This window comes from Ruegeria sp. HKCCD6604 (assembly GCF_013110635.1).
Lineage (GTDB): Bacteria > Pseudomonadota > Alphaproteobacteria > Rhodobacterales > Rhodobacteraceae > Ruegeria.
The window spans coordinates 46796-65830 of sequence record NZ_WVQW01000004.1 but is presented as its reverse complement, the minus strand read 5'-3'; the positions used below and the strand labels follow the sequence as shown (position 1 = coordinate 65830).

18 protein-coding genes are annotated in these 19035 nt (G+C 59.4%); 3 read left to right on the top strand and 15 right to left on the bottom strand.

Going from position 1 to position 19035, the window contains the following annotated elements:
* Positions 1–4: 4 nt before the first annotated feature.
* The 13 genes from GS614_RS12065 to hutI form a co-directional block, all read right to left on the bottom strand.
* Entirely contained in the window at positions 5–760 is a 756-nt protein-coding gene (locus tag GS614_RS12065) for a methyltransferase (RefSeq protein WP_171726406.1), read from the bottom strand.
* Positions 757–1377, bottom strand: a complete 621-nt coding sequence (locus GS614_RS12060) for a DUF452 family protein (RefSeq protein ID WP_171726405.1) — start codon at positions 1375–1377, stop codon at positions 757–759. Before GS614_RS12060 ends, GS614_RS12065 begins: the two co-directional genes overlap by 4 nt.
* On the bottom strand, positions 1374–2660 hold the full coding sequence (bioA, locus tag GS614_RS12055; RefSeq protein ID WP_171205093.1) for an adenosylmethionine--8-amino-7-oxononanoate transaminase: 1287 nt from the start codon (positions 2658–2660) through the stop codon (positions 1374–1376). Before bioA ends, GS614_RS12060 begins: the two co-directional genes overlap by 4 nt.
* Entirely contained in the window at positions 2657–3277 is a 621-nt protein-coding gene (bioD, locus tag GS614_RS12050; RefSeq protein ID WP_171726404.1) for a dethiobiotin synthase, read from the bottom strand. The genes bioA and bioD overlap by 4 nt, the downstream gene beginning before the upstream one ends.
* Positions 3274–4407, bottom strand: a complete 1134-nt coding sequence (locus GS614_RS12045; RefSeq protein WP_171726403.1) for an 8-amino-7-oxononanoate synthase — start codon at positions 4405–4407, stop codon at positions 3274–3276. Before GS614_RS12045 ends, bioD begins: the two co-directional genes overlap by 4 nt.
* Positions 4404–5384: a biotin synthase BioB gene (gene bioB, locus GS614_RS12040; protein WP_152460224.1), complete on the bottom strand. Its 981-nt coding sequence runs from the start codon at positions 5382–5384 to the stop codon at positions 4404–4406. The genes GS614_RS12045 and bioB overlap by 4 nt, the downstream gene beginning before the upstream one ends.
* Before the next feature lie 126 nt (positions 5385–5510).
* Complete coding sequence (gene nadC / locus GS614_RS12035) at positions 5511–6359, bottom strand: carboxylating nicotinate-nucleotide diphosphorylase (RefSeq protein ID WP_171726402.1); 849 nt, start codon at positions 6357–6359, stop codon at positions 5511–5513.
* Positions 6356–7924 (bottom strand): L-aspartate oxidase, encoded by a 1569-nt coding sequence (locus GS614_RS12030; protein WP_171726401.1) that lies wholly within the window; start codon positions 7922–7924, stop codon positions 6356–6358. Before GS614_RS12030 ends, nadC begins: the two co-directional genes overlap by 4 nt.
* 6 nt (positions 7925–7930) lie before the next feature.
* The gene (gene nadA / locus GS614_RS12025) at positions 7931–8980 is read right to left on the bottom strand and encodes a quinolinate synthase NadA (protein ID WP_171119198.1); all 1050 of its coding nucleotides are present in this window, start codon (positions 8978–8980) and stop codon (positions 7931–7933) included.
* 142 nt (positions 8981–9122) lie between these two features.
* A complete protein-coding gene (hutU, locus tag GS614_RS12020; protein WP_171726400.1) occupies positions 9123–10805 on the bottom strand; it encodes a urocanate hydratase in 1683 nt (560 codons plus the stop codon).
* On the bottom strand, positions 10802–11596 hold the full coding sequence (gene hutG, locus GS614_RS12015) for an N-formylglutamate deformylase (RefSeq protein ID WP_171726399.1): 795 nt from the start codon (positions 11594–11596) through the stop codon (positions 10802–10804). The genes hutU and hutG overlap by 4 nt, the downstream gene beginning before the upstream one ends.
* Entirely contained in the window at positions 11593–13131 is a 1539-nt protein-coding gene (gene hutH, locus GS614_RS12010) for a histidine ammonia-lyase (protein ID WP_171726398.1), read from the bottom strand. The genes hutG and hutH overlap by 4 nt, the downstream gene beginning before the upstream one ends.
* Positions 13128–14339, bottom strand: a complete 1212-nt coding sequence (hutI, locus tag GS614_RS12005) for an imidazolonepropionase (RefSeq protein WP_171726397.1) — start codon at positions 14337–14339, stop codon at positions 13128–13130. The genes hutH and hutI overlap by 4 nt, the downstream gene beginning before the upstream one ends.
* 82 nt (positions 14340–14421) lie before the next feature.
* On the opposite strand from hutI, the gene GS614_RS12000 reads away from it, so the two are divergent.
* Together GS614_RS12000 and GS614_RS11995 are read left to right on the top strand one after the other, a co-directional pair.
* Positions 14422–15783, top strand: coding sequence for a formimidoylglutamate deiminase (locus tag GS614_RS12000; RefSeq protein ID WP_171726396.1), 1362 nt, complete (start codon positions 14422–14424; stop codon positions 15781–15783).
* Positions 15784–15861: 78 nt separating this feature from the next.
* On the top strand, positions 15862–16563 hold the full coding sequence (locus GS614_RS11995; RefSeq protein WP_152460215.1) for a GntR family transcriptional regulator: 702 nt from the start codon (positions 15862–15864) through the stop codon (positions 16561–16563).
* Positions 16564–16655: 92 nt separating this feature from the next.
* Here GS614_RS11995 and GS614_RS11990 read toward each other — a convergent pair whose 3' ends face one another.
* A complete protein-coding gene (locus tag GS614_RS11990) occupies positions 16656–17039 on the bottom strand; it encodes a LysR substrate-binding domain-containing protein (RefSeq protein ID WP_171615126.1) in 384 nt (127 codons plus the stop codon).
* Positions 17040–17333: 294 nt separating this feature from the next.
* Between GS614_RS11990 and GS614_RS11985 the strand changes: the two genes are divergently transcribed.
* Complete coding sequence (locus GS614_RS11985; protein WP_171726394.1) at positions 17334–18179, top strand: hypothetical protein; 846 nt, start codon at positions 17334–17336, stop codon at positions 18177–18179.
* Positions 18180–18285: 106 nt separating this feature from the next.
* Here the strand turns inward: GS614_RS11985 and GS614_RS11980 are convergent, their stop codons facing one another.
* Positions 18286–18903, bottom strand: a complete 618-nt coding sequence (locus tag GS614_RS11980) for a TetR/AcrR family transcriptional regulator (RefSeq protein WP_171119180.1) — start codon at positions 18901–18903, stop codon at positions 18286–18288.
* Positions 18904–19035: the final 132 nt, after the last annotated feature.

The window sequence follows — 19035 nt, the reverse complement described above, 5'->3', positions numbered from 1 at the left end:
GCGCCTAACGCTTTTCGGCAATGACCCACACCGGGTGGTAAGTCAGAGGAACCCTGCCGTCAGTTCCGAACTTCTGAACGTAGTCAGCTTCGAACCGGGCCAAGGTGGACCGGGTCCATGCACCCTGAGCCCGGCCATTTACTCCTGTACTGCGTAAATGTTTCAGCACATCTCTGGGCGTGTCAAAATAGGATGGCCGAACGCTTTGGCCAACCGTCAGAATCTTGAACGGCCCATCTATAGCGGTTGCAAGGGCGTCAGGCAGGCATAGGCCCGGTGCACGGGCTGTCGATCCGATTTGCGCAAGCTCTTGATATTGCAATGGGCCAAACCCGGAAATGGCCAACCACCCTCCGGGTTCAAGCGCTTCGGCAACCTGTTGCAGCAAACCGGCCGGATCCTCCATCCATTGGATCATCGAGGCCGATGCGACCAAATCCAGCTTTGCGGGCCATTCGACCAGGCGGACGTCTCCGTCAATGAAAGCCGCATTTTCCGCATCTGCCGTCGCCCGAGCCTGCGGCGCTATATCGTTCAGGTGAAGATCAGGAAGGTCAAAGTTCTGCCGCAGCAACCGGGTCAGATGGCCAGTGCCGCATCCCAGCTCGAACGCCACATCAAACCGGTTCGGCGCGCCAACCCGACGCATCTCGGAAACCAGCTTGCGGGCAACCCAGGCCTGCTGGCTGGCTGTATCGTTGTAAGTCTGAAAGCTTCGGCTGAAGCTTCGCTGAACCTTGTCGGCCAATTGCGCCGTCATGACATCCACTCCGCCCAGCTTTGGCCCGGTTCAAATGGCACGTGCGGAGCGGCAACGCCCTTGACCACATCCGGGGTTGCGGCCCAGGCCGCCCTCTGAGCATTGGTCGGAATGATCCGGTCCCGCTCTGATATCCAAACCCGATCAAAGCCGGGATCAGGCGCCGAGCCACGTTCGATGACCGCATGAAGTTCCTTTCTTGCCTGCTCGATGTCCAGTTCAGGTATGTCAGCAGACAGTCCGGCGCGTCGGCAAAATTTGACGAAACTTGCCGATGACAGCTGATCCGCCGTGGCCCGGACAATATCGGGCGCGATGCCCCGGTCTGCGCAGGCAGGATGCAACGTACCACTGACAGCAACCAGCCGGTCAGGGCGAAACACTGTGCTGGCCAGCCAATGGGCCGCGGATGCGACACCGAAGGAAAACGCAAGCATTTCGACGCGGTCAAACCCGGCCAGATCGGGCAAGGGATCATCGAACCGGGTATAGTCATCCACCAGCAGAACAGATCCGCCTCCGGTCAGCCCGCGGAACGGGGCAGCACCCAGCGCCCACCCCCCGAAGACCAGTGTCAGCTTGCTGTCATCCGATTGCGCCAGCCACTGGTGTTTCATTGCTGCCCCCCGGCCAAAGCGACCATCGCGCTGGTGATCCGGCCGAGCTCATCAGGTGAAACAATGTAAGGCGGCATACAATAGATGTTTCGCGCAAAGGGGCGCAGCCACACTCCGGTTTCAGGGGCCAGCCGATGAGCAACCGAAGGATCAACCGTTTCCTTCATTTCGATAACGCCAATAGCGCCAAGAACCCTGACATCTGCAACGCCCGGCAAACTGCGCGCTGGCTCCAGTTCGGTCCGCATCTGGTCTTCGATATCGGCCACCTGGCGCTGCCAGTCCCCCTCGGCCAGCAGTCTGAGGCTGGCCGAACCAGCGGCACAGGCCAGAGGGTTGGCCATATAGGTCGGGCCGTGCATGAACACTCCGGCCTCACTATTGCCAATGCCATACGCCACCTGCTTGCTGGTCACGGTAGCAGCAAACGAGATATGCCCCCCGGTCAATGCCTTGCCCAGACACATTATATCCGGGGTTATGCCCGCATGATCGGTGGCGAACAGCTTGCCGGTTCGGCCAAATCCGGTTGCGATCTCGTCAAAAATGATCAGCACGTCATGAGCATCGCACATGGCGCGTGCCGCGCGCAGCCATTGGGGATGATAGAAATACATGCCCCCGGCGCCTTGAACCATGGGCTCAAGGATCAGGGCCGCGAGGTGATCGCCCTTGTCGGCCAACAGTCGTTCCAGCGCCTCCAATCCGTTCAACGCCGGGTCTTCGGGCCAGTCATCCCCCAACCGAACCTGGGGACGCGGCAGGAAGTGCTGGATCGACAAAGCCCCTCGGAACAGCCCGTGCATACCCGTCACAGGGTCACAGACGCTCATCGCTTTCCACGTGTCACCGTGATAGCCGCCCCGAATTGTGGCAAATTCGAATTTGCGGGTGCGGCCATGAGCCATTTGATACTGCACCGCCATCTTCATCGACACTTCGACCGAAACAGACCCACTGTCGCAATAGAAAATGCGATCCAGCCCCTCGGGCAACATGTCGACCATCCTGCGCCCCAGATCAATGGCCGGATGGTGTGTCAGCCCTCCGAACATCACATGAGGCATCTTTTCCAGCTGTGATTGCATGGCGGATGTGATTTCGGGATGCTTGTGGCCGTGGATGGCGCACCACCATGACGACATGGCGTCTATCATCTTTGCGCCGTCCTCCCGATAAAGATACACGCCCTCGGCCCGGTCGATAAGATGCATCGCACCGGGATCGGCCACGTTGGTATAGGGATGCCAAAGGTGGTGGGCGTCAAACTCAAGCGGGGTCACAGAAACCTCCGTATGGTCGCCACGTCTATGGACGAGAAAGCTTCTAACAAGCTTTGCTGCGTCAGGTCGCCAAGATAAGGCAGACGTCCGAGGTGTCGCACCTTGCTCATTTCGAGGATGGTTTGTTCCACGTCGGGCTCCGGATCTCCGACAAAGGCAACGCCGACCACCTCGCACCCAGCGCTTCGAAGCGCCATCAAGGACAACGTGGTGTGGTTGATCGTTCCCAACGCCGTGCGTGCGACCAGAACGACCGGGGCCTGCCATTGGGCAATCAGATCCAGATAGTAGGATTTGCGGTTCAGAGGCACCATCAGCCCCCCCGCCCCTTCCACAACCAGCGGCCCGTCAACCTGCGGCAGCGCGAGCCGGGACAGATCGATCTCTATGCCCATATCCTCGGCAGAAAGATGGGGTGAGGCAGGCATGTTCAGGCGATACGCCTCGGGCAACACGTCCACACCGGACAAGGTGCAGACGGTTTCCGTGTCCGTCGCATCCTCGAGCCCCGATTGAACCGGCTTCCAGTAAGTGGCGTTCAGGGCCGCTGTCAGGCCAGCCGAAAAAACTGTTTTTCCGACGCCGGTGTCGGTTCCGACAATGACCAGAGCGCTCATGCGGCCTCCGACTGATGGCTGGAGATGGTTGCAAACAGGGCGGAAATATCCTCGGGACCGACATTCCCGGTGATCGAGACGCGCAGACGGGATGTGCCTTTTGGAACGGTTGGCGGGCGAATGCCGCGAATGTCGAACCCCTGATGTTGCAAAGCCTGTGCCATCGCCATCGTGCGGGCCTCGTCCCCAAGAACGACGGGAATGATCTGGCTGTTCAAGGCCGCGTCAGGCAACCCTGTTTCACGGGCCGCCTCATGTGCATGGCGCAGACGTTTGCGTGCAGCAGTGACCAAATCGTCATTCCCGGCCAGTTCACACAGGACAGCCCGTACCAGCGCAGCATTCAGAGGGGACGGCGCCGTTGCAAAGATAAAGGGCCGTGCGCGGTTGATCAGGGTATCGATCATCGCCCGCGGGCCACAGATCAGCCCGCCGGAAACTCCAAGCCCCTTGCCGCAGGTGTGCAGGGTCAGAAGGTCAGCGTTCAGATCATGCGCCAGACCTTTGCCATTTGCCCCGAAAACGCCGGTTGCGTGCGCCTCATCCACGATCAGAACAGCTTGGGCTTCACGCGCCAGACATGACAAATCTTCCAGCGGAGCCAGATCGCCCTCCATGGAATAGACGCTTTCAACAGCAATCCATACCTGACCCTGCCCACCAGCGGATCGCCATTCGGTCAGAACGCTTCGCGCATCCGCGACGTCGTTGTGACGGAAAGCGCGCAGATCCGCTCGGCTGGCGCGCATCCCCTCGTGGGCGCTGGCGTGAACCAGTTCGTCATACAAAACCAGATCCCCGGCAGCCGGCAGGGTGGAAAAGATTGCCTGATTGGCCTGAAACCCCCCGCCCATGAACAATGCAGCCTCGGCCCCAAAGAACGCAGCTGCTTCGTGTTCCAGCGCCTCATGCTCTGGGTGATTCCCCCGCAGCAGTCGCGAGCCGCCCGAGCCGACGGGCACGCCGCGCGCCAGCGCCGCCTGCGCGGCCTCTTGCAACAGGCTTGACCCGGCCAAGCCCAAATAGTCGTTGGACGCAAAATCCAGCCCGCGCGCCGGGATCAAAACCCGGCGGCGGTGCCGGGCTTCCAGCGCACCCAGCATGGATTCCAGTCGTTCGACTGCTTTCATTCGGCGGCTTCCGTGCGCTTATGGTCTTCAGCCGTTTCGGCCTGAAGGCCAAGTTTTGCAAACAGGATCGAGTCGGTGTCTTCTTCGGGGTTTTCCGCCGTCAAAAGAGTTTCACCGACAAAGATGGAATTTGCTCCGGCGAAGAAGCACATCGCCTGCATCTCGTCGCTCATGTCGCTGCGCCCGGCGGACAACCGAACATAGGCTTTAGGCATCAGGATGCGAGCGGTTGCGATGATCCGCACAAAGTCGATTGGATCAACAGGTTCCGCATCAGCCAGCGGGGTATCAGCCTGTGGCATCAGCATGTTGATCGGCACCGAATCCGGCGGCGGGGTCATGTTGGCCAAAGTCAGCAACATATCGATACGGTCGCCAGTGTGTTCACCCATACCCAGAATACCACCCGAGCAGACCTTGATTCCGGCTTCCTGCACCCGGTTCATCGTGTCGATCCGGTCCGCGAAAGTACGGGTGGTGATCACTTCGGAATAATAGCGTTCGGACGTGTCGATATTGTGGTTGTAATAGTCCAACCCGGCATCGCGCAGCTGAACCACCTGGGTGTCATCCAGCATGCCCAGCGTCATGCAGGTTTCCATGCCCATCGCCTTGACGCCTTCCACCATGGCAATCAGGGCAGGCATATCGCGCGGCTTGGGCTCGCGCCAGGCGGCCCCCATGCAGAACCGGGTCGCGCCACCGTCGCGGGCCTTTTTGGCCTCGGCCAGTACACGCTGAACCTCGATCAGCTTCGATGCAGGCAGGGTGGATCCGTTGCGGGCCGATTGCGAGCAATAGGCGCAATCCTCGGCGCACCCGCCGGTTTTGATCGACAGCAGCTTAGAGGTCTGGATCTTGTTCGGATCAAAGTTCTCGCGGTGCACGGTCTGTGCCCGGAACAGAAGGTCCATCAACGGGAGGTCATGAACAGCTTGCGCAGACTTTCGGGTCCAGCCGGAATGAGGGATGATCATTTTATCTATAAAACTTCCTGCAGCTTGCGTTGCCGAGGATTTATTATCGATAAAACCTGAAGGCGCAACCGTGTTGGCGCAAACGATCTCAAATCAAGCAGAAATGCCGCGCTTTTCAGAAATTTTTCAGAAATCAAGACCCAGATCAACGGTTCGGGCGGAATGCGTCAGCGCCCCGGACGAGATGTAATCGACCCCGGTCGCCGCAATCGATGCAACCCGGTCCAACGTCACATTCCCGCTGGCTTCGGTCTTCATCCGCCCATCCACCATGGCAACCGCTTCGCGCAGCATCTCGTCATCCATGTTGTCCAGCAATACGACGGACGCACCGCCAATCCTGAGGACTTCGGCCAGCTGGTCCAGTCGATCGACTTCGATCTCGACGGCCATCATGTGGCTGGCTTGCGCTTTGGCGGCCTCAAGAACCTGACGCACACCCCCGGCGGCGGCAATGTGGTTGTCCTTGATCAGGATCGCGTCGGACAAAGAGTAGCGATGATTGAAACCGCCGCCATGCAGCACGGCCTGTTTTTCGACGATGCGAAGTCCGGGCGTGGTTTTGCGGGTACAGGTCATGCGGGCATTCGTGCCCTTTGTCTGCTGGACAAAGGTGGCAGTTTTTGTGGCAATACCGGTCAGACGACCGGCAAAATTCAGCGCGACCCGCTCACCCGACAGGATCGAGGCCGCAGAACCTTTGATGGTCATCAGCGTGTCGCCGCGCCGACAAGGCTGGCCATCCTTGACATGCACCTCAACCTCAAGCGTCGGGTCGACCAGCCGGAACGCAATCGTCGCCACCTGAATACCAGAAACGACGGCATCCTCACGCGCATTCAGCCGGGCCATATAGGTCGCGTTCGGCGGGATTACGGCGCGGGTGGTCACATCACCGTATGCTCCCAGATCCTCCATCAGCGCCGCGCGGATGACGGGTTCGAGGATCAGATCGGGCAGGGTCGCAAAACTCATGATATTTCCTTGCAGGCTTCGGCGCGAATGTGCAGCGCGTCAGTAAGATACATCCGGGATCGTTTGCCGGGGCCATCGGCAGCTTCCGGAAAGTCGGATCGCTTATGCGCGCCGCGGCTTTCTTCGCGCTGCAATGCCGCCGCGGCGATCAAGGTTGCTGTGGCACACATGTTTCTGAAGGACGGGCATGTGCCATGCTGCTCTTCGAGCGTGGCAATCCTGCGCAATGCCCGGCATAACCCGGCGCGGTCCCGGACAACGCCAACATCGCGCGACATGGTCGTGCGCAACATACTGACCGCATCGGACGTATCAGGGATGTCAGCTTGATCAAATCGAAGGGCCACAGGTTCCGACGCGGAAGTGTCCGGTATCGAACGCGCAATGTCCCGGGCACAGATGCGTGCAAACACCAACGCTTCGAGCAAACCGTTCGAGGCCAGCCGGTTGGCGCCGTGAAGGCCGGTCGAAGACGCCTCGCCGCACACCCACAACCGATCCAGCGTCGCGCGGCCATCAGTGCCTGTGGCAATCCCGCCCATGTGGTAATGCGCTGCCGGAGCAACCGGGATCGCATCCCGGACCGGATCGATTCCGTTGCGCGCGCAATATGCGGCAACCGCCGGGAAAAGTTCATTGATTTGCGCGCCCAAAGCCTTGCGGGTGTCCAACATCGGGCGGTTGCCGGCCTGTACCTCGGCAAATATCGCGCGGGCCACAACGTCGCGCGGGGCAAGCTCGGCATCAGGGTGAACGGCCTGCATGAAACGCTCGCCGTGCTTGTTTATCAGTATTGCCCCTTCTCCGCGCAGGGCCTCGGTCGCCAGCGGGGCCGGGTCTTCACCCACGTCCATGGCGGTGGGGTGGAACTGCACGAATTCGGCATCGGCGATCAGCGCCCCCGCCCGAGCGGCCATTCCGATGACCTGTCCGCGGATGCGGGCCGGATTGGTCGTCAGGGCATAAAGCCCGCCAGAACCGCCACCCGCCAACAATACGGCAGGCGCACGAAGCGTCACAGGCGCGGATCCGCTTTCCGAGGCCTCCTGCAAAACAACGCCCACCACGCGCCCATCCGTCACTTCTAGCGCAACGGCAAGAACCCCTTCCAACACCTGCACTGACGGAGTTTCGCGCACTCGTTCGATCAGGGCGGCCATGATTTCACTGCCGGCCTGATCGCCCTTTACCCGCACGACGCGGGCAAAACTGTGCGCGGCTTCTCGGGACAGGACATACCCGCCACCCTCGGTGCGATCAAATGGTGTGCCCAAAGTGGTCAGGTCCAGAATATAGTCCCGCGCCTCTCGCGTCACCAAATCCGCAACGTCAGGCTCGACAGTGCCTGCCCCGGCATTGACGGTATCAACGGCGTGGCTTTCCGGGCTGTCGGCCAGGTCCATCGCCGCCGCCACGCCACCCTGCGCCCATGCCGAACTTGCACCTTCGCCCAAAGGATCAGGCGAGATGATCACCACCGGGCGCGGCGCCAGTTTCAGCGCAGCATAAAGCGCGCCAATCCCGGCCCCGACAATAATGACGCGATCCGTGGTGATGTCGGTCATTGCCGATCAGATGCCGAGCTTGCGGGACAGATCAATCATCGCCTGAACAGATTTGCGGGCCTGCTCTGCCACGTCTTCGGCGACCTCGACCTGGCCTTCCATCGTGTGCAACGCATAGAGGATCTTTTCCAGCGTGATCTTTTTCATGTACGGGCACATATTGCACGGCCCTACGAAATCGACCTCGGGCAGTTCATCCGCGATGTTCGACGCCATCGAACATTCGGTGATCAGCATCGCCTTTTCGGGTTTCTCATCATGCACATATTTGATGATCCCGCTGGTTGAACCGGAATAATCCGCCTCGGCCACCACATCCGGCGGGCATTCCGGGTGCGCAATCAGGCGCGTTCCGGGGTTCCATTCCCGGAAGTCGCGCAGGTCCTGAGCGGTGTATTGTTCATGCACGATGCAGGAACCGGGCCAGTAAACCACATTCTTGTGGCTTTCATTGGCCACGTTTTGAGCCAGATATTGATCCGGCGTCATGATGACCGTGTCGCTCTCCATGGCATTCACGATCTGCAAGGCGTTCGACGAGGTGCAGCAGATATCCGAGGCCGCTTTGACCTCGGCAGTGGTGTTCACGTAAGACACAACCGGCGCACCTGGGTATTTGGCCCGCATTTCGTCGATTCCTTCAGCAGTAATCGATTCTGCCAAAGAACAGCCGGCATCCATGTCGGGCATCAGAACAGTTTTCCCGGGGCTCAGAATTTTCGATGTCTCGGCCATGAAATGAACCCCGGCCTGAACGATCACATCCTCTTCCACCTCGCTGGCCTTGATCGCCAGTTGCAGGCTGTCACCCACGAAATCGGACACACCATGATAGATTTCCGGTGTCATGTAATTGTGCCCAAGGATCACGGCGTTACGCTCTTTCTTGAGCGCGTTGATCGCCCGCACATAGGGCGCATAGATCGCCCAATCCGGCGGGCTGATCACACGATCCATACGGGCAAACGTGTCTTTCATCTCATTGGCCAACGTGGCCGATGGGGCGAGGTCATAGACGTCCGAAAGAACAGTGCGGACTTGTGCAATATCGAGCAACGGGCGAGCCACCTTTGTCAGTTGTCGTTAGCCTGGCGGGCTGCTTAACGGCTTAGCCCTAGCGGAAACATCCTCGGTTCGAAACCGGAAAATGAGACGTTAGCGCTAAGCCATGCAGACAAATTCAAAGATGAATGGCAAATCAGCCCAGAATCCCCGGCAGACGCAGCCCGTGTTCACGTGCGCAGGCCTTGGCGTCCGCATAACCCGCATCTGCGTGACGCCAGACGCCAGAAGCCGGATCGTTCCACAGAACCCGTTCGAGACGTCTGGCCGCTGCATCGGTTCCGTCGGCACAAATCACGACACCCGCATGTTGACTGAAACCCATGCCAACGCCGCCTCCGTGGTGCAGCGAGACCCATGTCGCGCCCGAGGCGGTATTGACCAGCGCGTTCAGCAGCGGCCAATCCGAAACGGCGTCCGAGCCGTCCTTCATCGCCTCGGTTTCGCGGTTCGGCGACGCGACCGAGCCGCTGTCGAGGTGGTCGCGACCGATGACGACCGGCGCCTTCAGTTCTCCGGTTTTGACCATCTCGTTGAATGCCAGCCCAGCCTTGTGGCGGTCGCCCAACCCGATCCAGCAGATGCGCGCGGGAAGGCCCTGAAAGGCGATGCGCTCCTGCGCCATGTCGAGCCAGTTGTGCAGATGGGTGTTGTCGGGGAACAGTTCCTTCATCTTTGCGTCGGTTTTGTAGATGTCCTCGGGATCACCCGACAGTGCGCACCAGCGGAACGGGCCAATGCCGCGGCAGAACAACGGGCGGATATAGGCGGGCACGAAACCGGGAAAGGCAAAGGCGTTTTCCAAACCTTCGTCCTGCGCCACCTGCCGGATGTTGTTGCCATAGTCCAGGGTTGGCACGCCCGCGTTCCAGAAATCGACCATGGCGGCCACGTGTTGCTTCATCGACGCTCGGGCTGCCTTTTCCACGGCCTTGGGGTCGCTTTCCCTCTTGTCTTTCCACTGCGCCATGCCCCAGCCCAATGGCAGATAGCCGTTGACCGGATCATGGGCGCTGGTCTGGTCGGTCACGATGTCAGGGCGCATCCCGCCCGCCTGCATCCGCCGATAGATTTCGGGGAAAATCTCGGCCGCATTGCCCAGCAAACCGACCGATTTCGCCTCGCCCGCCCTGGTCCAGCGGTCGATCATTTCCAGCGCTTCGTCCAGCGTCTCGGCCTTTTCGTCGAGATACTTGGTGCGCAGGCGGAAATCGATGCTGTCTGGATTGCACTCGACGGCCAGGCAACACGCCCCTGCAAAGACCGCCGCCAGAGGTTGCGCGCCACCCATGCCGCCCAAACCGCCAGTCAGAATCCACTTGCCGGTCAGGTCCCCGTCATAGTGTTGACGCCCCGCCTCGGCGAAGGTTTCGTAGGTGCCCTGAACGATGCCTTGCGTCCCGATATAGATCCACGAACCGGCCGTCATCTGGCCGTACATCATCAGGCCCTTCTTATCGAGCTCGTTGAAGTGGTCCCAGTTGGCCCAATGCGGCACGAGGTTCGAGTTCGCGATCAGCACCCGAGGTGCATCGGCATGCGTCCGAACGATGGCGACCGGTTTGCCGGATTGCACCACCAGCGTTTCATCTTCCTCCAGGTCCTTGAGGCTGGCAACGATGGTGTCAAAATCTTTCCACGTCCGCGCGGCACGGCCGATCCCGCCATAGACAACCAGCTCATGCGGATTCTCGGCCACATCAGGGTGCAGATTGTTCATCAGCATCCGCATCGGGGCTTCGGTCATCCAGCTTTTGGCGTTCAGTTCGGGCCCTGTCGGGGGATAGATGTCACGGGTATTTTTGCGAGGATCGGTCATCGGGCAAGCTCCAATGCAGTGTCATGGATAGCGTCAAGAATGTCTTTGAGCCACCGGCGCAGGCGGTCGGCTTTGTCGGTATCAAAAGCCCAGGGCGGCGCTTCAGTTTTCAGGTAGGTCGACTGAGCCAGCTCCATCTGGATCGCGTGAACCCCTTCCGAGGGGCGCCCATAATGGCGCGTTGTCCATCCGCCCTTGAACCGCCCATTCAGAACAGCCGTACAGGGCGAGGACGCCGCGAATTTATGCGCTATGGCTTCGATTTCCGGCGCGCAGGTCGCCCCATTGTTCGTGCCGATGCTCATATCGGGCAGAGTACCTTCGAACAGAAAAGGAATATGGTTGCGGATCGAGTGGCAATCATACAGCACCGCAACCCCATGCGCCGCCTTCACGCGTTCCAGCTCGGCCTTCAGGGCGGCATGATACGGTGCATGAAAAGCTTCCCGTCGTTCGAGGATATCCTTTTCCGAAGGCGGGATGTCCCAAATGCCCTGGCCGTCAAAGTCCGTCAGCGGCACAAGAGAGGTCGTGTTCTGGCCGGGATAAAGCGACACGCCCGTCGGGTCCCGGTTGGCGTCGATCACATATCGGTGGAAGGTCGCCCGAACCGTGGTCGCACTGGGCAGAAGTCCTTCATACAAGGTATGAACATGCCAATCCGTATCTGCTAGAGCTTGACCCCGCGCATTCAACTTGGCCTCGATCGTGGCCGGAACATGGGTGCCGGTATGCGGCAGACCCAGCACGATCGGACCGTCACCGCGCGAAATCTCGACCGGGCCGCTCATGCGCCAAGTTCCGGCATGGCGATGCCCGTGCCACGGGCAATCTCACCACTGGCAATCAGGGCCGAGGCTGCTTCGATCTCGGGTGCCATAAAGCGATCGTCACCCAAGGCCGGCACCACGGCTCGCAGCCGCGCCATCACGGCCTGCAACGTTTCGCTCGTAGGCAGCGGCGCGCGGAACTCGACCCCTTGTGTGGCACACAGCAGTTCGACCCCCAGAATACGTTCCAGATTGGCAACCATCTGCCCCAATCGCCGCGCACCATGGGCCGCCATCGAAACGTGATCTTCCTGATTGGCCGATGTGGGCGTCGAGTCCGTCACGCATGGATTGGCCAGATGCTTGTTTTCGCTCATCAGTGCGGCAGTCGTCACCTCAGCGATCATATAGCCCGAATTCAGGCCCGGATTGGGAGTCAGAAAAGGCGGCAGATCAAAGCTGAGCGCCGGATCAACGATCAACGCAATGCGGCGTTGTGCAATTGCCCCGATCTCGGCCACGGCAAGCGCGATCATGTCTGCGGCAAACCCAACGGGTTCGGCGTGAAAATTCCCGCCCGAAACGATCAGGCCGGTTTCCGATAGAACCAGAGGATTGTCCGTCGCCGCGTTGGCTTCGATTTCCAGTGTTGTTGCAGCCTGCCTCAGCACATCCATCGCGGCCCCCACGACCTGAGGCTGGCAGCGGATACAATACGGATCCTGAACGCGGGTATCGCCATCCCGATGGCTTTCACGAATGACCGACCCGGCCAGCAGCGCCCGCATGGTCACGCCGGCCTCGATCTGCCCGCGATGCCCGCGCAACGTGTGGATTTCCGGTTGCAACGGGGCGGTCGAACCCATGATCGCATCCGTCGTCAGCGCCGAGGTAACCAGCGCGCTTTGCGCCGCCTGCCACGCGCCAAACAGACCGGACAGTGCAAAGGCCGTCGAAAACTGGGTGCCATTGATCAGCGCCAGCCCTTCTTTGGGGCCCAGTTCGATCGGATGCAGGCCCGCTTTGGACAGCGCAGCGTCACCGGGCATCACATCGCCACCGAATTCGGCCTCACCAGCGCCCATCATGACGGCAGCCATGTGAGACAAGGGTGCAAGATCACCCGAAGCCCCGACCGAACCCTGCGCCGGGATCACCGGGGTCACACCTTTGGACAACATCCCTTCCAGCAGGGTGATCACTTCTGGCCGAACCCCCGAGGCCCCGCGCCCCAGGCTCAGCAATTTCAGAACCATCATCAATCTGGCAAGGGCGCGCGGGATCGCAGGGCCCACACCACAGCAATGGCTGAGGATCAGGTTGCGCTGCAACGTTGCCGTGTCCTCGGCCGCGATTTTGACGCTTGCCAGTTTCCCGAACCCCGTGTTCACGCCATATACGGCGGCCTCTCCCGCCGCCGCATCGGCGATGCGCTTGTGCGCTTCTTCAACGGCCGGGCGGCAGGCGGGGTCCAACCGAACAGCGCACTCTTCGCGAAAGATCTGTTCCAGCTGCGACAGGGTAACGGTGCCCGGGGTAAGGGTGAGGGTCGTCAAAATATACCTCCGAAAATGCGGGTATGAAGAGGGTTGAATCCGATGCGATAGGCCAATTCCGCGGGGTGTTCGACATTCCAAACCGCCAGATCAGCGCGCCGCCCGACTGAGATCTGACCGCAGTCAGCCAACCCGAGAGCACGGGCCGCGTGAACCGTCACGCCTTGCAGGGCCTCTTCTGGCGTCATGCGAAACAGGGTGCATCCCATGTTCATCGCCAGCAACAGCGAGGTCATCGGCGCCGAACCGGGGTTGCAATCCGTGGCAAGCGCCATGGGCACAGCATGCCGGCGCAACAGGTCAATCGGTGGCGTCTGTGTTTCGCGCAAGGTGTAGAACGCCCCCGGCAGAATAACGCCGACGGTACCGGCCTGCGCCATATCCAGGACACCCGCTTCATCAAGGTACTCAATATGATCTGCCGACAGGGCGCCGTATCCGGCAGCCAGTTTTGCGCCGCCCAAATTCGACAATTGTTCGGCGTGGATCTTGATCGGCAGGCCAAGCTCTGTCGCGACATCAAAAAGCGGGATCAGCTCTTCGGGTTGAAAGGCAATGCCTTCGCAGAAGGCATCGACCGCATCGACCAATCCCTCGGCATGAGCGGCGCGAAGCGTGGGAACGCAGACCTGATGAATGTAGTCCGACGCCCTGCCCTCATAGTCCCGAGGCACCGCATGCGCCCCCAGAAAGCTGGTCAGAACGCGGACGGGACGATGATCCGGCAACGCCCGAGCCGCGCGCAACATGTTCAATTCGGTATCGTCATCCAATCCGTAACCGGACTTCACTTCGATGACCGATACCCCTACGGCCAGCATCGCATCAACTCGCGGCAATGCCTGTGCGACCAACTCCTCCACGCCGGCCGCGCGCGTGGCCTTTACGGTCGAGATGATTCCACCCCCGGCGCGGGCAACCTCTTCGTAGCTCGCGCCGTTCAGGCGCATTTCGAATTCTGTGGCGCGATGGCCACAGTGAACCACATGAGTGTGGCAATCGATCAACGCAGGCGTAACCAGGCGTCCACCGAGTCGAGTCCGCGGCTGGTCGGCGAATCTTGAAGGAAGGTCAGCGACAGCTCCGATCCATGCGATTTGTCCGTCCTGCAACGCGATCGCGGCATCCGGGACCAAACCGTATGGCGCGCCGCCTTCGGTCATCGTTGCGGCATCAAGATCCGTCAAAACCTGCGTTTGCGTCTGCATGTGACTCGCACCCTCCATGCATTTCCTTCTTTTCTAGTACATTTCTATCATTTATATGTCTATGCATAAAATGAGGTGGAAAATGGCTATCTTCGCTAATCGCGCATTATTGAGCACTGGTTGGGCTACGAACCTGCGGGTGGAAATCAGCCAAGGGCTGATATTGTCGCTGCAACAGGGCGCGACGGCGCAAGAGGGTGACACTTGCGTCGACACTTTGCTGCCCGCATTGGCCAATCTGCACAGCCACGCATTTCAGCGCGCGATGGCAGGCATGACCGAATACCGAAAGGCCGGTCGCGACAGTTTCTGGACGTGGCGGGAACTGATGTATCGTTTCACCCTGCACCTGACGCCTGATCACGTGCAGGCGATTGCCGCTCTGGTCTATATGGAGATGCAGGAAGCCGGTTACGCCTCGGTTGGTGAATTCCATTATCTGCATCACCAGCCAGACGGCACACCTTATGACAATCTTGCAGAGCTGTCCCAGCGGATCATGGCTGCTGCGGACGAGACGGGAATCGGGCTGACGCATCTGCCCGTACTTTATTCTTACGCAGGGGTCGGCGAGCAACCGTTGGAATCGGGACAGCAACGATTTGGCAATGATGTAGACCGCTATCTGGCGTTGGTCGAGCAAGCGCAAGTGGCACTGGGCGATCTGCCGGATGACTGTCAGATAGGCATTGCACCACATTCCTTGCGCGCGACATCACCACAAGATCTTGCCCGGGTTCTGGACGCAAAAAAGACGGGACCTGTCCATATCCACATTGCGGAACAACCCATGGAAGTTGAGCAGGTTCACGAGGGTCTGGGCGCCCGCCCGGTGGAATGGCTGCTGAGCAATGCACCGGTAAACCATCGCTGGTGCCTCATCCACGCCACTCACATGACGGAAAAGGAGACCCGCGATATGGCTGTAACGGGCGCGGTCGCGGGGCTTTGCCCGATCACCGAAGCCAATTTGGGGGATGGCCCTTTCAATGGGGCCGTCTTTCTTGAAGTCGGTGGTCGTTTCGGGGTTGGGTCGGATTCAAACGTGTTGGTTTCGATGACAGAGGAACTGCGTACGCTGGAGTATTCCCAACGCCTGCGAGACCTGTCGCGCAATGTCCTGGTCGAAGGGGACGGTTCGGTAGGACAGACACTGTATTGCAATGCGGCTTTGGGCGGTGCGCAGGCCCTGGGTCGCGCGGCGGGCCAGATCGCAGCAGGGATGCTGGCGGATCTTGTTGCCATTGACAGCCAGGATCCGGCACTTTGTGCCCTGCGTCCTGAACAGTTGCTCGACGGGTTGGTCTTTGCCGCGAAGGACCACGTAGTGACCGATCTGTGGTCGGCCGGCCGCCATCAGGTGCGCCTGGGCCGCCATATTGCTCGGGATCGGATCGTATCTGACTATCGGCGGGCCATGGCTGATCTCATGCCGAGGCTTTGAGCTTGCTGCCGCCTTTACGGGCTGACAACAATGGCATCATAATAGCAATATATTTGTACGTAATTGGATGAACACCACGTGACCGATCAAAAACCTCTCGGCTTTCAGGACATTCGGGACGAAGTCGTGAACCGCATTCAAACCCGTGTCTGGCCGCAGGGCAGCCTGTTGCCCACCGAGATGGAACTGGCAGCCGAATTCGGCGTTGCACGGGCGACGGTCAATCGGGCGCTGCGGGAACTTGCCGAACAGGGAATTGTCACCCGCAAACGCAAGGGTGGAACGCGTGTTGTGACCACACCGGTAAAGCAGGCGAAATTGCCGATCACTGTCGTTCGGCAGACCATCGAAGAAATGAACGCCGAATACCGTTATGCTCTGGTCAGCCGAACACTGATCGATTGCCCCGCGTGGTTGCAGGCAAAGCTGAATATCCCGGAAGGTGCGCAGGTCGTCCATCTGCAATGTATGCACCACGCCGACAACCGTCCATTCCAGTTCGAGGAACGCTGGATCAACGTCAGCACCGTGCCTCAGGTTCTCGACGAAGATTTCCTGACCACCGGGCCGAATGAATGGCTGCTGTCCGAGGTGCCGTTTTCAAACGCTGAAATTGCCTTCTCGGCCGTCCCCGCAACAGGGCATTTGCAGGAGTTTCTGGCGGTACCGCCCGGCACACCGTTGTTTCAGCTGGAACGCACGACATGGTTTCGCAGCGATCCGGTAACTTTCGTGCGCATGACTTTCCATCAGGGATACCAGATGCGCACCACGTATTGAGGCCAGAGCACCGAACAGGTTTTGACATAGAGGCAAAACCTTATCGCTTCGATCCCACCTTCCTGACTGTCGTGGCAGTCACCTTTGCCCGTTCAGCGTCCGAAGCAGCAGAGATTTGGTTCTCTTTGTTCAGCGGCCAAGGCCGAGACAATTGTACAATCGTCGGAATGGCAAATATGGCGGCAGATCGTCTCGAACCTCAGCGTGGTCAGGTCGAAACCTTTGCTGATCCGGGTTGATCCGTCATGTTTGGGAAGCCTCCCCTCAAGTTCGTATCCGAAACCGTGTGGAAGCCGGATGAAATCATATGGCGGAACATCCTCTGGGGTGGTGGACGACAAGGCGCAAAGCGGTTGCCCTTTTCGAAGGGCCAGAAACAATGGTTCAGACCAGATTGAAGTGAAATCCAAAGCGGCGCTGCTGTTGATCTTCGCCACAAGCGCCATGTCCAGCAAGTGATCATCGACCATACGCAATATATTTTCAGGCAGATCCTAGATCAGCGTGACCCCCATCCTTGGAAACAGCGAGCTGAAGGGTTCAGAGAGATACCCGGTCAGATAAGGGGCCTAAGTCGGAGGCATTCCGACGGTCAAAGGAACTGTTTCAGGGTCGCGGAACTCGGTCGCGGTGTCCCGGATTTTCTGCGCATCGTTCAGAAGGCGCCCAGCCAGTTCAACGACACGGGCACCGTACAGTGTCGAGGCACCTCGTTGTTGAGGCGCAGGAAAAGATCGGTTCCCAATTCCTGTTCAAGTTTTTTGCTCTGGTTGGCCAAGGTTGACATTCGCACCGTCACCCTGAGCGGTAGCCTGAACGCGGAGCAAGAGCCCGGGCCGACCTCGGGCAGCAAGGCCACCGGCGACGCGACCGTAGTCATCACCCAGAATCTGGCGACCGAAGAAGTCTCGTGTTCCAGCGAACTGAGCGTTGTCGGGCGGAACGAAGTTGACCTGAACACACCCATCCCCGGCGCGGTTTCGGCCATCCATCCGCACAATGGGTGGGTCGGCCAAAACGGCCCGGTTGTACAGGAAACGCTGGCGGATGCAGGCGCCAAGCTGAATGTGAACGCATCAGGGGGCATCGGTGTCATCGGTCAGGACGGGATCTCGAACCAGGCCGAGACCGATGTGCTGTTTTCAATTGAGAACGTCGTTGCCTCGGATGATAGCGACGTGATTGTCGTCAGCGATCTGACCAATGCGCTGAACGGCGCGGTCGGCGATGATCCGCAGAACGGTAAAGGCGGCGACGACATCCTTATCGGTTGCAATTCGGCGATTTCGGGCCGGATTAGACTTGGTGACGTCAACAAGCTGAAAATCGGTCAGGCCATACGGATTCGTTTGTCGGCTTTCGCGCAGGCCGATGCGCCCAAGGCCCGGGGTTCCCTCTTTGATATCTCAACCGACGCATTGAAAGACGAACACACGGGCGAGAGCTATTTCAAGACCCGGGTCAAACTGAACGATCAGCAATCCGACGAAGTGGCGGCTTTGGACTTGGTCCCCGGCATGCCCGCAGACCTGTTCGTCAACACAGGCGAACGCACGGTGATTGCATATCTGGCACAGCCTGTCAGCGAGCGTCTGGCCAGAACTTTCATCGAGTAAAGGGTTTTACAAGACTTACAGCTTTAAACTGTTGTGTATCGAGTGTTTTGGTGAGTGAGCGATGGTCTGCGCCCCTGTTCCGGGCGCGGGCCATCACTTTTATGGATCAGACCCCGTAACGGGCAAGAAACATGTCAACAGCCTGAGCAGCGACCTGATCTATTTCTTCCTGGGTGAACGTGTTCTGAATACCAAAAGCCGCCCGGGTCCAGATCCGCACTTTGCACAGTTCGGAAAACTGCTCGGCAGCGATATGTACATCATCAATGGCCAATTCGCCCTTGGCCACGGCTTTTTCCAGATACTCGGCCATCTGTCGCTGGCCGTTTTGCGGCCCTGCCTCATAGAACGCACGACCAAGCTCGGGAAACCGGTCGCGCTCGGCAACGCAGATCCTGAAAACCTGCTGCGCGAAATCTGAAACAAGGAAGGCCGTCAATTGCGTCGCCGTGATCTGAAGCACTTCGCGGGCAGGCTTGGTTTCGTCGATCATCGAGATGACCCGCTCGGCCATCAGGCAGCATTCTGTCTGGGCCACTTCCATGAACAAAAGGCGCTTGTCCGGGAAATAGCTGTAAAGCGTTGCTTTTGACACGCCAGCCGCGCGGGCAATGTCATCCACACTTGCCCCTTCAAACCCATCCGCCATGAAAACCTGTCGAGCCCCGCGCAGAACCTGGTCGAATTTCCGGCCGGTGCGCAGAATGGTGGCGGTCTGGGTCATGTCTTCTCCTCGATCGATAGCCGCGCTAGTTTATAAACCGTTCGGTTTAGATACAACGATTCTCGAATATTTCAGCGAAGCGGAGGTTGCATTTGCTTTGATGCCGGGGACTTGCAGCGCGTTCAAACCGTG